The 12,789-nt window shown below is 73.7% G+C and carries 10 protein-coding genes; all 10 read left to right on the top strand.

Annotated elements, in window-relative coordinates:
* Position 1: 1 nt before the first annotated feature.
* The 10 genes from R2S09_RS08340 to R2S09_RS08385 all read left to right on the top strand — a co-directional run bounded on the left by R2S09_RS08340 (position 2) and on the right by R2S09_RS08385 (position 12,789).
* A complete protein-coding gene (locus R2S09_RS08340; protein ID WP_316740293.1) occupies positions 2 to 1,195 on the top strand; it encodes a PLP-dependent aminotransferase family protein in 1,194 nt (397 codons plus the stop codon).
* Positions 1,195 to 3,576 carry a lantibiotic dehydratase gene (locus R2S09_RS08345; protein WP_316740294.1) on the top strand — a complete coding sequence of 794 codons (2,382 nt, stop codon included), beginning with the start codon at positions 1,195 to 1,197 and terminating at the stop codon, positions 3,574 to 3,576. The genes R2S09_RS08340 and R2S09_RS08345 overlap by 1 nt, the downstream gene beginning before the upstream one ends.
* Complete coding sequence (gene sbnA / locus R2S09_RS08350) at positions 3,573 to 4,631, top strand: 2,3-diaminopropionate biosynthesis protein SbnA (RefSeq protein ID WP_306189522.1); 1,059 nt, start codon at positions 3,573 to 3,575, stop codon at positions 4,629 to 4,631. Before R2S09_RS08345 ends, sbnA begins: the two co-directional genes overlap by 4 nt.
* Positions 4,628 to 5,656, top strand: a complete 1,029-nt coding sequence (gene sbnB / locus R2S09_RS08355; RefSeq protein ID WP_316740295.1) for a 2,3-diaminopropionate biosynthesis protein SbnB — start codon at positions 4,628 to 4,630, stop codon at positions 5,654 to 5,656. Before sbnA ends, sbnB begins: the two co-directional genes overlap by 4 nt.
* Positions 5,653 to 6,423, top strand: a complete 771-nt coding sequence (gene fabG / locus R2S09_RS08360; protein WP_306189520.1) for a 3-oxoacyl-ACP reductase FabG — start codon at positions 5,653 to 5,655, stop codon at positions 6,421 to 6,423. Before sbnB ends, fabG begins: the two co-directional genes overlap by 4 nt.
* 43 nt (positions 6,424 to 6,466) lie before the next feature.
* Positions 6,467 to 6,757, top strand: a complete 291-nt coding sequence (locus tag R2S09_RS08365) for an acyl carrier protein (RefSeq protein ID WP_030176434.1) — start codon at positions 6,467 to 6,469, stop codon at positions 6,755 to 6,757.
* A gap of 2 nt (positions 6,758 to 6,759) precedes the next feature.
* Positions 6,760 to 7,269, top strand: a complete 510-nt coding sequence (fabZ, locus tag R2S09_RS08370; protein ID WP_316740296.1) for a 3-hydroxyacyl-ACP dehydratase FabZ — start codon at positions 6,760 to 6,762, stop codon at positions 7,267 to 7,269.
* A gap of 86 nt (positions 7,270 to 7,355) precedes the next feature.
* A complete protein-coding gene (locus tag R2S09_RS08375; RefSeq protein ID WP_316740297.1) occupies positions 7,356 to 9,380 on the top strand; it encodes a GNAT family N-acetyltransferase in 2,025 nt (674 codons plus the stop codon).
* A gap of 59 nt (positions 9,381 to 9,439) precedes the next feature.
* The gene (locus tag R2S09_RS08380; RefSeq protein ID WP_316740298.1) at positions 9,440 to 10,474 is read left to right on the top strand and encodes an aminomethyl transferase family protein; all 1,035 of its coding nucleotides are present in this window, start codon (positions 9,440 to 9,442) and stop codon (positions 10,472 to 10,474) included.
* Positions 10,474 to 12,789, top strand: coding sequence for a beta-ketoacyl-[acyl-carrier-protein] synthase family protein (locus tag R2S09_RS08385; RefSeq protein WP_306189516.1), 2,316 nt, complete (start codon positions 10,474 to 10,476; stop codon positions 12,787 to 12,789). The genes R2S09_RS08380 and R2S09_RS08385 overlap by 1 nt, the downstream gene beginning before the upstream one ends.

Raw genomic sequence — 12,789 nt, forward strand, 5'->3', positions numbered from 1 at the left:
CATGTGGACCGACATACGCCCCGAGGTGGAGATGCCGCGCCTGTTCGAACGGGGCGGGGACGTCATCTCGTTCGCCGGCGGCCTGCCCGACCTGGACGTGCTGCCCCTGGAGACGATCTCCGCGCAGCTCTCCCGGCTCGTCCGGCTCGGCGGAAAACTCGCCCTGCAGTACACCACCCCGCACGTCGCCGGGGCCCTCGTCCCGGCCATCAACGACCTGATGGCCCGTGAGGGCACCACCGCCGGCGCCGAGCGGCTGGTCCCTACCGGCGGTTCCCAGATGGGCCTGGTGGCCGTCGGCCTCGGGATCGCCGCGCCCGGCGAGACCGTCCTCGTCCAGACCCCCGCCTACCCCGGCGCCGCCGCGGCCTTCCGCACCGCCGGCCTCACCCTCCACCCCGCCCCCGAGGACACCGACGGGCTCGACCCGGCCGCGCTGCGGGAGACCGTCCTGCGGCTGCGCGCCGCCGGCCGGACGGTACGGCTGCTGTACTGCAACCCCACCTTCCAGAACCCGACCGGCGCCACCCTCTGCGTCGCCCGCCGCCACGAACTGCTCGCCGCGGCCCGCGAACTGGACCTCCTGCTCATCGAGGACAACCCCTACGGCCTGCTGTCCTTCGACGGCGAGACCACCACCGCCCTGCACGCCCTCGACCCGGACCGCGTGGTCTACCTCGGCACCTTCTCCAAGGTGTTCGCACCGGGCCTGCGCTGCGGCTGGATCGCGGCGCCCGAGCAGCTGGCGCGGACCCTGCGCCGTACCACCGAGATCATGTCCCTGTCGCCGTCCGCGCTGGCCCAGGCCGCGCTCGCCGCGTTCCACACCCGGGCCGGCTGGAGCGACCTGCTCGACGCCTACCGCACGAGCTACAAGGAGCGGTGCGCGCTCATGGCCGACGCGCTGGAGGCCGAGCTGGGCACCGACGGGCCCTGGCAGTGGGAGCGGCCCGGCGGCGGCTTCTACATCTGGCTGCGCCACCGCGACGGCGTCGACACCACCCGCTTCGCCGAGGCCGCCGCCGAACACGGCGTCTCCTACGTGCCCGGCAGCCACTTCGGCATCGACGGCGAACACGCCGACGGACTGCGGCTGTGCTTCAGCAACGTTGCGCGGGGGCGGATCGCCGAGGGCGTGACCCGGCTGGCCGCCGCGCTCTCGGCACCCGTGCCGGCCCTGCGGGGAGCGGCCTGATGACCACGGCACTGGACACCGGGCAGGCCCTGGACTGGCCCGCGTTCGCCCCCGGACACCCGCTGGGCGACAGCCACTGGCGGGTGTGGGGCGTGGGCCTGCTGCGCAGCGCGGGATTCCCGGTCTCCGGACTGAAGCTGCTCGGCGGTCCGCGCGCGGCCCGCGCGGCGGCCCTGACGGACGGCGGCGGTACGGCCCACGGCGCCCTGGACGCCCAGGACACCCACAAGGCCCGGGACGCCCACGAGGCCTTCCGCGCCGCCTACCGCGCCGACACCGACGCCGAGTCCGCGCAGCTCGCCCGGCTCGCCGCCGACGACCGGGTGCGCCGGGCCATCGCCTGGCAGAACCGGACCGTCTACCACCTGCTGGACTCCGTCGCGGCCGGCAAGGGCCCGGAGTCCAAGCGCCGGCGGCGCGAGCGGACCCTCGCCATGTACTGGCTGCGCTACTGCGCCAAGGCCGAGACGATCGGCTTCTTCGGCCCGGCGGCCTGGATCGGCGTCGGGCAGGTGCAGCCGGCCATGGACGTGACGCACGGCCCGGCGCTGACCGCCGAGAGCCGCACCTTCCTGGAACGCTGGACGGTGGCCGCCCTCGCCGACTGGATGACGGCGCAGCCCGGCGCCCGCTGGTGGTTCCCGCCGGTGCTCCGGCCCGACGTCCACCTCGACGGCGACCGGCTCGTCATGCAGGGCGGCCGTACGGTGCGGCTGCGCGAGGACGACGTGGCGGTGCTGCGGCTGGCCGACGGCGACCGCGGCGGCGAGGCCATCGCCGACGCCCTCGCCGCGACCGCGGGCTGGGACCCGGCGACCGCCCGCCAACGGGTGGAGAAGGTCCTCACCCGCCTGCTGAAGCAGCGGGTCCTCACCTGGGACGCCAACATCCCCGTCGACGTACGCGCCGAGGAGATCCTGCGGCGCCGGGTGGCCGGCATCGGCGACCCGGAGCTGTTCGTCCGCTGCCAGGCGGTCCTGACCGAACTGGACCGGCTGCGCGAGGACATCGACCGCGCGGACAGCGCGGAGCAGCTGGTGGCCGCCCTGGACCGGCTCGACGACTTCTTCGTCCGTACGACCGGACAGGCTGCCTCCCGGGAGGAGGGCAAGGCGTACGCCGGGCGCACCCTCTGCTATCAGGACGCGCTGCGCGATGTCCGGATGGACCTCGGACGGGACTTCTTCGACGCCGTCGCCCGGCCGCTGGCCCTGGTCGCGGACGCGGCCGACTGGTTCGGCAACCGGCTCGCCGAGCTGGTGGAGGCGGAGGTCGCCCGCCTCGTGCGCAAGGCCGCGGAGCGCCGCAGGGACGTGACCCTCGCCGACGTCTGGACCCAGGTGCTCGGCCTGTTCTGGGGCGAGAACGCCACCCCGGTGCACACCGCGACCCGCGAACTGGCCGAGAAGTGGCGGGAGGTGCTCGGCCTGGACCCGGCGGCCGACGCGTCCGTCCCGGCGCGGCTTCGGGTGGCGGACATCGAGGAGCGGGCCCGCGCGGTCTTCGCCACCGGACCCGTACGCTCGCCGCACCTCGCCGTCCACAGCCCGGACCTCCAGGTGGTGGCGTCCTCCCCGGAGGCGGTCAACGCCGGCGAGCACACCGTCGTCCTCGGCGAACTGCACGCCTGCCTGGCCACGCTGGACCTGCCCTTCCTCGACTGGACCACCGACGCCGGCTCGCTGCGGGACAAGGTCAACGCGGCGATCGACGCCCCGCGGCTGGTGCCGCTGCTGCCGGTGGAGTGGAAGCGCAACAGCGGCCGGATGGTGCCCGCGCCGATCGGGGCGGGGGACCGGCTGATCGGGTTCACCCGGGCGCCGTACGACGACCGGACCCGCGTCGATGCGGCGGCGGCGATCGCGCTCGCCGAGACGGACGGCACGGTCACCGCGACCACCCCCGACGGCCGCACCTGGCCGCTCGCCGAGCTGCTCGCGGTGCCCGTCTCCATCATCGCCGCCGACGCCTTCAAGGTCGGGCTCGACCGGGCGCACGCCCCGCGCGTGAGCCTCGACGGCCTGGTGCTGTTCCGGGAGACCTGGCGGCTGCCGGTGACCGGGATCGCCCTGCCGGAGAAGGCCGACCGGGAGCGCGACTACCTCGCGGTGCGCCGCTGGGTGGACGGACACGCTCTGCCCGACCTGCTCTTCGTGAAGTTCCCCGAGGAGACCAAGCCGTCGCTGGTGGACTTCACCAGCCCGACCCTCGTACTCGCCTTCGCCGGCCTCGTCCGCACCGCGCGCCGGACCGACCCCGACGCCGCCGTGACCCTCAGCGAACCGCTGCCGGCCCCGGACGACTCGTGGCTGACCGACGCCGACGGCGAGCGCTACGTCAGCGAACTGCGGCTCCAGATCAGCAGAAAGGTGCCGGAATGACCGTCCTCGCCTCCGACGCGTCGGCGCCGGTGCTCGGTGCCACCCGGACCCGGGACCCCGACATCGTCGCCACCATCGGCTCCACCCCGCTCGTCGCGCTCGACCGGCTGTTCCCGCCCGCGCGGTTCCAGGTGTACGCCAAGTGCGAGCGCTTCAACCCCGGCGGCTCCATCAAGGACCGCGCCGCCAAGTCGATGATCGAGCACGCCATCCAGGCCGGCAAGCTCGTCCCCGGGGTCTCCACCGTCGTGGAGTCCTCCTCGGGCAACCTCGGCATCGCCCTCGCCCAGCTGTGCAACTTCTACCGGCTCAGCCTGATCTGCGTCGTCGACCCGCGCACCACCGCGCAGAACGCCGCGATCATGCGGGCCTACGGCGCGACGGTCGAGGTCGTCGACCGCGATCCCGCCACCGGCGAGTACCTGCCCGCCCGGATCAACCGGGTGCGGGCCCTGCTGGAGAGCGTCCCGGACGCCTACTGGCCCAACCAGTACGCCAACGAGTACAACGCCCGCGCACACCACCACACCATGCGCGAGATCTGCGAGGCGCTGCCCGGCGGCCCCGACTACCTGTTCCTCGCCGCCGGCACCACCGGCACGCTGCGCGGCTGCGCCGAGTACATCCAGGAGAGCGGGCTGGCCACCCGGGTGGTCGCGGTGGACGCGGTGGGCAGCGTGATCTTCGGCCCGCCGGAGCCGTGGGAACGCGGACACCGGCGCACCATTCCCGGGCACGGCGCGGCCGTCGTACCGCCGCTGCTGCGGCCGGGTCTGGCGGACCGGGTCGTGAAGGTCACCGACCTCGACTGCGTCCGCGGCTGCCGGCGGCTGCTCGCCCAGGAGTCCATCCTCGCCGGCGGCTCCTCCGGCGCCGTGATCGCCGCCCTCCAGGGCGCCGCCGACTGGCTGGAGCCGGGCGCGACCTGCGTCGCGGTGCTCCCGGACGGCGGCGACCGCTACCTCGACACCATCTACTCCGACGCCTGGGTCGAGACCCGTTTCCAGGAACCCCAGCCTCAGCCGAACCCCGACCACGAAAGGAGTGAGCCGTGAAGATCCTCGGACGGGACGACGTCAACACCGCCCTGAGGGGTCTCGAACCCGCCGTCCTCGACGCCGTGCGCAGCGCCTACGTGCTGCACGGCCAGGGCCACTCGCAGGTGCCGTTCTCCAGCTTCCTGCGCCCGCCGCGGCCCACCGGATCCCGCATCATCTCCCTGCCCGCCTACCTGGGCGGACCGGAGCCGGTGATGGGCCTGAAGTGGATCTCGTCCTTCCCGGCCAATGTCGAGCAGGGCCTCCAGCGGGCCTCCTCGGTGCAGATCCTCAACGACCTGAACACCGGCTACCCCAAGGCGCTGCTGGAGGGCAGCCAGATCTCCGCCTCCCGCACCGCCGCGAGCGCCGCCCTCGCCGCCGGCGCCCTGCACGGCGAGCGCCGGGTGCGCACCGCCGGCCTGATCGGCTGCGGCACCATCAACCAGCGCGTCCTCGCCTTCCTCACCCTGACCCACCCGGAGCTGGAGACGGTCGTGCTCCAGGACGTCGTACCGGGCCGCGCCGAGGTCCTCGCCGCCGAACTGGAGTCCGAATACCCGAAGGTCGCCTTCCGCACCGGAGAGGTCGGCGACGCCCTCGCCGCCGAGACCGTGTCCATCGCGACCACCGACTCCACGTACTGGCTCGACCTGGCCGAGTACCCCGAGCGGCCCGCCGGGCAGGTCATCCTGCACCTGTCCCTGCGCGACCTGAGCACCGGCTCGGTCCTGGACGCCTACAACGTCGTCGACGACATCGAGCACGCCATCCGCGAGCAGACCTCCCTGCACAAGGCCGAACAGCAGGTCGGCCACAAGGAGTTCGTGCACGCCGAGATCGCCTCGGTGCTGGGCTGCACCGAGCCGCCGGCCACCGACCGTACGGTGATCTTCTCGCCGTTCGGCCTGGGCGTCCTGGACCTCGCGGTCGCGCAGGCCGTCCTCAAGGCCGCCACCGAGGCCGGTCTGGGCACCGAGGCCGCCGGGTTCGACCCGGGCAGCCACCGCGTGACCGCGGCGATGCTGGGGAGCGCGGCATGAGCGGCGTGAGCACACCGGGAACCCTCTTCGCCGAGGGCACCAAGGCCCTGGTCACCGGCGCCTCCCGGGGCATCGGCGCCGCCGTCGCGGTCGCGCTCGCCGAACACGGCTGCGACGTCGCCCTCAACTACCGCTCCAGCTCCGCCCGGGCCGAGGAGGTCGCCGAGCGGATCCGCGCCCTGGGCCGCGAGGCCCTGCTGCTGAAGGCCGACATCTCCGACGAGGCCGAGGTGGCCGCCATGTACAAGGAGCTGAAGACCGCCTGGCGCTCCCTCGACGTGGCCGTCCTCAACTCCGGGGTGACCGCCGACGGACACCTGGCCGCCATGAGCGCGGCCAAGTGGCAGGAGGTCATCGGCACCAACCTCACGGGCACCTTCTACACCGCCCGCGAGGCCACCAAGCAGATGTACGCGAGCGGCGGCGCGATCGTCTTCATCGCCTCCACCAGCGGCATCGCGGGCCGGGCCGGCCAGGCCAACTACGCGGCCAGCAAGGGTGGGGTGATCTCGCTGGCCAAGACCCTGTCGTACGAGGTCGCCCCGCGCGGCATCCGCGTGAACGTCGTCGCGCCCGGCTTCATCGACACCGACATGGTCAAGAAGGTGCCGCCCGCGCAGATGAAGGAGGCCCTCCAGGCGATCCCCATGGGGCGCATGGGCACCCCGGCGGAGGTCGCCCGGGCGGTCGCCTTCATGGCGAGCCCCGCCGCCTCCTACATCACCGGCAAGGTGCTCACCGTCGACGGCGGAATGATCCCCAACTAACCCGTACCGCAACGGATCTGATCTCTCATCGAAAGGAACACACATGTCCGTCGCCACCTTCGAGGACATCCGCAGCCAGGCCGAGGCGCGCCTGGAGAAGAACATGAAGGTCAAGTCGATGATCATCGACCGGCTCGGCCTGGACGTGGAGCCGGCCGTCGTCTCCGACAACCAGCCGCTGTTCGGCCGCGGCCTGGAGATGGACTCGCTGGACACCCTGGAGATCGTCGTCATGGTCAACAACGAGTACGACGTGCTGATCAGCGACGACGACTTCGAGGCCTTCGGCTCCATCAACGCCCTGGTCGACTTCGTCGAAGCCCGCGAGGTGTGAGCATGACCGTCACCTCCGAGGCGCCGGCCAGGAGCGCGAAGAAGAAGTTCGCGTACTCCTCCGACGACATCAAGCGGATGCTGCCGCACCGCTGGCCGATGCTGATGATCGACCGCGCCTACGACGTCGTGCCCGGCGTCTCGGGCCGCGGGGTGAAGAGTGTCTCCGTCAACGAGCCCTTCTTCGCCGGCCACTACCCCGACCACTCGATCATGCCCGGCGTCATGATCGTCGAGGCGATGGCCCAGCTGGTCGCCGTCGTCTACGTCGCCGAGATGATCGAGTCGCCCGAGCCGCTCGGCGACGCCGACCCCGCCGCGAGCGTCGGCTACCTCGGCTCGATCAGCTCGATGAAGTTCTCCCGGCTGGTGGTCCCCGGCGACCAGCTCACCCTCGACGCCAAGCTCGGCCAGCGCCTGGGCGGCCTGCGCCAGGTCTCGGTCCGCGCGAGCGTCGGCAACGAACTGGCCGCCGCCGGCTCGCTCATCGTCACCACGGGCCGCAAGGGCTAGGGCCTCGCCACCCGCATGAGCCCGTACGCGTACGCGCCCGAGCACGAGCCCCGTACGCATCCGACCCGAAGAGAAGGAGGTGTGGAATGTCCATCACGATCCGCCCGTACCAGCAGGGCGACGCGCATGACATCGCGGAGCTCTACAACCGCCACCGCGACAACCCCAACCCGGTGGCCGGTGGCATCACCGGCGCGGAACTGGAGCGCGAGCTGGCCGAGCGGGACACCGGCACGTTCCTGGTGGCGGAGGACGGCGGGCGTGTGGTGGGCACCTTCGGCCTGTTCCACAACACCGGCCGGCGCTCCGCCCGGGCCGGTGAGCTGATCGCCGACATGTTCTTCGTCGCCCCCGCCTACCGCAACGGCGTGATCACCGGACGGCTGTTCACGGAGGCCGTGGAGTGGATGGTGCAGTCCGGCTGCCTGGTGCTGCGGCTCACCGTCAACCCGGCCAACACCGTGGCGTTCAAGCTGTACCGCCGCGTCGGCTGCGTCTCCGTCGGGCTGACCGTGCCCGGCGAGGACGGCAACGTCGAACTGCACAACTACATCCCGCTGATCCTGCGCAGCGTCTTCGCCGACCTCGGCCCCGACGTCCGGGCGGCCCTCGGCGGCCTGAACAGCTTCGCCACCGTCACCGAGTCCCGCGACGACGAACTGCGCTCCGACGTCCGCCTCGTCGACGGCGTCCGCACGGTCGACTACTGCCTGGCGCTGGGGGAGTTCCGGCTCACCGCGAGCGTCGATGTCGACCGCGGCGCCGTACGGCGGGCGGAGGTGACCGGACCCGACGGGACGAGCCGCGCGCTCAGGCTCGCGGAACCCCCGTACCGGGTCCGCGCCCCGCGCCGGGTCGAGCCGTACCGGTTCGCCTCCGGGGGGCTGGCGGTGGAGGTGGACGGCGACGACGGGACCGTGCGCGTGCTGGCCGACGGCCACCACGGGCCGGTGTTCGTCTCCACCTGGCCCAGCTGCCGCGCCGACCGCTCGGCGGGCTGGCGCGAGGGCGAACCGCGCGACCTGGAACTCGCGCCCGTCGAGGGCGGGGTGCGGGTCACCGAGCGGTGCGGGGACGACGAGGTCACCGGCACGATCACCCTCACCGACGGGGTGCTCGGCCAGGACTTCACCTTCACCCGCAGGCCCGGCCGGATCTTCCAGACCGTGGGACTGCGCCAGGGCACCTTCGCGCCGGGCGGCGGCCCGGCCGGCCCGATCGGGCTCGGCCTCGGTGTCCGCGACGCCTCCGAGGTCGTCGCCGCCGCGCACACCGCCCCGCCGGGCGGCGACCTGGCGTGGCACGGCGCGGACTGGGACGTCCGGGTGCCGGTCCGCGAACCCGTCCGGCTGATCCACAGCGCCCTGCTGGAGCGGGGCCTCGCGGTCGGCCCGGACGGGGTGGCCCGGCTGCGCACCGAGTTCCACCGCCGGGAGACCCGTGGCGACGCCGCCGCCGTGGCCGCAGGACCGGTGGCGGGCCCCCGCCGGATCCGGCTCGACGCGTCGGCCGCGGGCGTCACCGTCTGGAAGGAGGGCTCGAGCAAGGTCCTGCGCAGCCCGTTCCCGCGCACCCGGGCGTTCGGCAACAACCCCCGCTGGAGCGCCGGGATGTGGGTCACCGCCGAGCACAGCCGGTTCGGCCGCGCCGGCGGCCTCGGCTGGGGCGTGCGCTCCACCGCCGCCTGGGAGGAGAAGCACCCGCTCGCCCTGTACGGCCCGCAGGAGGGGATCGGCTTCGAGCTGACCGCGCCCGAGGACACCGGCGAACCGGTCCGCGTGGACATCCGGGCGCCCGGCTCCCACGAGGAGGCCGTCCTCTGGCTCACCCCCCACACCCCGCGCCACACCACCGCGGTGATCGACTCCGCCGGCACCCGGTGGGAACTCGACTCCTCCGAGTTCCGGCAGATCTGGGCCACGGCGGTCGCCGTACGCCTCTCCGACGGCACCTGGCTGCACTGCCGGCCCGCGGACACCACCGGCACCGGCCCGGCCGAGGCGGAGATCGTCCTGCGCACCACCCCCTCCGGCCTCCTCGTCGGCTGCGCGTCACCGGCGCGACGGGAGAACGCCTGGCACCTGTCCGTCCACCGCGAACCCGCCCTGTGAACACCGCACTCACCGACATCCACACGAACCGAGACACACACCGGAAGGAACCACCCGTCATGACCACCGCCCCGCTGCGCACCGAGACGGACGACTACACCACCGTCCGCACCACCGTCGGCGCCTACCGGATCACCGCACCCCTGGTCCGTGTCTCCGGCGACGAGCGGATCACCCTGCTCGACCAGTTCCTGGCCAAGTCCGGCGAGTTCGTCGAGCCGGACACCGTCCGCGAGGCGCTGGCGCTGAACGCCGACGGCACCCCGTTCGCGATCCTGCTGCACTTCGAGATCGGCGACGACGCCTGGCTGCTGCCGCGCACCCAGGTCACCGCCGACGAACTGCGCGCCTACCTCGAGCAGCTGGACATTCCCGAGGACGTCACCGTCGAGGTCGAGCCGGAGGGCTGGGGTGCCAGCGCCTTCGAGGGCCCCACCGCCTGGTCCGTGGCCGCGCACTTCGTCGACTTCGACATCTCCGGCCTGACCCTGCACGCCGTCACCGAGTCCGCGCTGCCCGAGGAGCCGGCCGCCCTCGCCCATCTGGCGCGCGTCGGCACCACCGGCGAGTACGGCTACCTGCTGCTGACCAACGCCCCGGACGCCGCCCACGAGGCCGTGCTGGCCGCGGTCGCCGAGCAGGGCGGCGCGCCGGTCGGGCCGGAGGGCCTGGCCCGGGTGCAGGCAGAGGCCGGCATGGCCGTCTACGCCGCCGGATTCGCCGGTCTGACGGTGGGCGAGGCCGACCTCGCCTGGATGATCGACTGGAACCGGATCGGCGAGTTCCACGGCTCCGACGGCCTGGAGCAGCCGACCACAGTCACCGCCCGGCTGACCGCGCTGGCCGCCCCCGCCGAGAGCCGGTTCACCGCCGGCGCGAAGGTGACCGCCGCCGGTGAGGAGGTCGGCACCGTCCTGTGGCAGGCACCCGCCGCCAACCCGGAGGAGGAGCTGGTCCTCGCGCTCCTGGACGCCCCCTTCTGGGTCCCCGGCCTGGAGCTGGCCGCCGGCGACGAGCAGGGCGCCGAGCGCCCGCTGCGCACCGTCACCCTGCCCCGCGTCATCGCCCGTTCGCTCACCACGAGGATCTCCTGATGACCACACCGAGAATCGCCCTCACCGGCCTGGGACTGATCACCGGGGCCGGGGACGACGTCGAGAAGGGCTGGTCGTCCATCACCGCCGGCACCTCCGGCATCCGCACCAACACCCTCTTCGACACCTCCGAGCTGCTGACCGAGTGGGCGGGCATGGTCACCGCCGAGCAGCCGTCCGAGGTGGACCGCTGCTACGCCCTCGCCGCCACCGCCATCCGGGAGGCGCTGCGCACCAGCGGCCTCGACCTCGACACCGTCGACCGGGACCGGGTCGCGGTCGTGGTCGGCTCCAGCCTCGGCGCCATGCCCACCCTGGAGGGCGTCCACGCCGGCCTGGTCCACGAGGGCAGGCTGGACGCCCAGGCCGCGGCGGCCTCCCAACTTCCCTGCGTCGGCGACTACATCGCGGCCGAGTTCGACCTGCGCGGCCCGCGCGTGGTCCTCTCCAACGCCTGCGCCGCCAGCGCCGTGGCCCTCGGCTACGCGGCCGAACTGCTGTGGAAGGGTGACGTCGACTACGTGATCTGCGGCGGCGTCGACCCCCTCGCCTCCCTGTCGGCGTACGGCTTCAGCGCCCTCGGCGCGCTGGACGCCGAGCCCTGCTCGCCGATGTCGGCCTCCAGCGGGCTGACCCTCGGCGAGGGCGCCGGGTTCATGGTCCTGGAGCCGGCCGACCGGGCCGCCGCGCGCGGCGCCCGGCCCCTGGCCGAGCTGGGCGGGTACGGACTGTCCTGCGACGGCTATCACCAGACCGCCCCCGACCCCAGCGGCAAGGGCGCCTGCGCCGCCATGGCGCAGGCCCTGGACACCGCCGGCCTCGGCCCCGAGGACGTCGACTACCTCAACCTGCACGGCACCGGCACCCCCGCCAACGACGCCTCCGAACCCAAGGCCGTCAAGCTGCTGTTCGGCTCGTCCGTCCCGCCGGCCAGCTCCACCAAGTCGATCATCGGTCACACCCTCGGTGCGGCCGGCGCGGTGGAGGCGGTGGTCAGCACCCTCGCGATCGACCGTGGCACACTGCCGCCGACCATCAACACCCGGGGCGTGGAGCAGCCGTTCGGCCTGGACATCGTCCCGGACACCGGGCGCCCGGGCACACCCGAGGTGGTGCTGTCCAACTCCTTCGCCTTCGGCGGCAACAACGCCTCCGTGGTGCTCCACCGTCCGGGCCGCCCGGGCTCGGCGCCCCGGCGCACGGAGTCCGTCCACGACGTGGTGGTCACCGGTGTCGCGGGCCTGGCGGGCGCCGCCCGCAACACCGGCGAACTGCTCGCGGCGCTGGCCGCGGACCGGCCCTGCTTCACCGGGGTGGAGGAGGTCGAGGGCGTCGGGGAGGTGCCCGTCGGCCGGATCGACGTCAAGGCCGCCTCCCGGGGCATCAACCCCAGCCGCGCCCGCCGCATGGACCCGCTCGGCCTGCTGGCCGCCGCCGCGGTCGCCGACCTGTACGGGCGGCACGGCAAGCCCTCGCGGGCCGAGGCCGAGGGCACGGGCATCGTCTTCGCGACCGGCTACGGCCCGGTGACGTCCGTCCTCCAGTTCCACAAGGGTGTCCTCCAGCAGGGCATCAACGGCGCCAACCCGGCCCTGTTCGCCAACACGGTCGTCAACGCCGCCGCCGGCCACGTGGCGATGCTGCACCGCTACCGCGGCTACACCGCCACCATCGCCAACGGCGGCACCAGCTCGGTCCTCGCCCTCCAGCTCGCGGCCCGGGTCATCGCGCGCGGCGCCGCCGACCGGATCATGGTCGTGATCGCCGACGAGTTCCCCGAGCAGGCCCTGGCCACCCAGGCCGGGCTGCCCGGCTACGCCCGCACCGCGCGGGTCGTCCCCGGCGGCCGCACCGGGACGGTGCTCAGCGAAGGCGCGGCGGCCGTTCTGCTGGAGAGCCGGCAGTCGGCCGCCGGCCGGGGCGCGGACGTCCTCGCCCGGGTCCGCGGCTACGGCGCCTCCGGGGAGCCGGCGGGCATCGGCCGCATCGGCCGCGACGGCGAGGCCTGGGCGCGGGCCCTGCGCGCCGCCATGGCCGAGGCGGAGACCGGCCCGGACGGCATCGACACCGTCGTCTCCGCCGCCTCCGGCTACAGCCTGGTCGACCTGGCCCAGTCCCGGGCCCTGCGCCTGGCGGGCCTGGACGGCCGCCCGGTGCTCGCCCCGAAGGCGCTGCTGGGCGAGACGTACGGCAGCGCGGGCGCCCTCGGCCTGGTCGCCGCCCTGAGCGGCGAGAACCCCCGGGGCCGGCTGCTGCTGTCCAGCTTCGCCTACGGCGGCAGCTACGCGGCGGCCGTGTTCGACACGGGGGAGTGA

Source organism: Streptomyces sp. MK7 (assembly GCF_032658145.1).
In the GTDB taxonomy this organism is placed as follows: Bacteria; Actinomycetota; Actinomycetes; order Streptomycetales; family Streptomycetaceae; genus Streptomyces; species Streptomyces spiralis.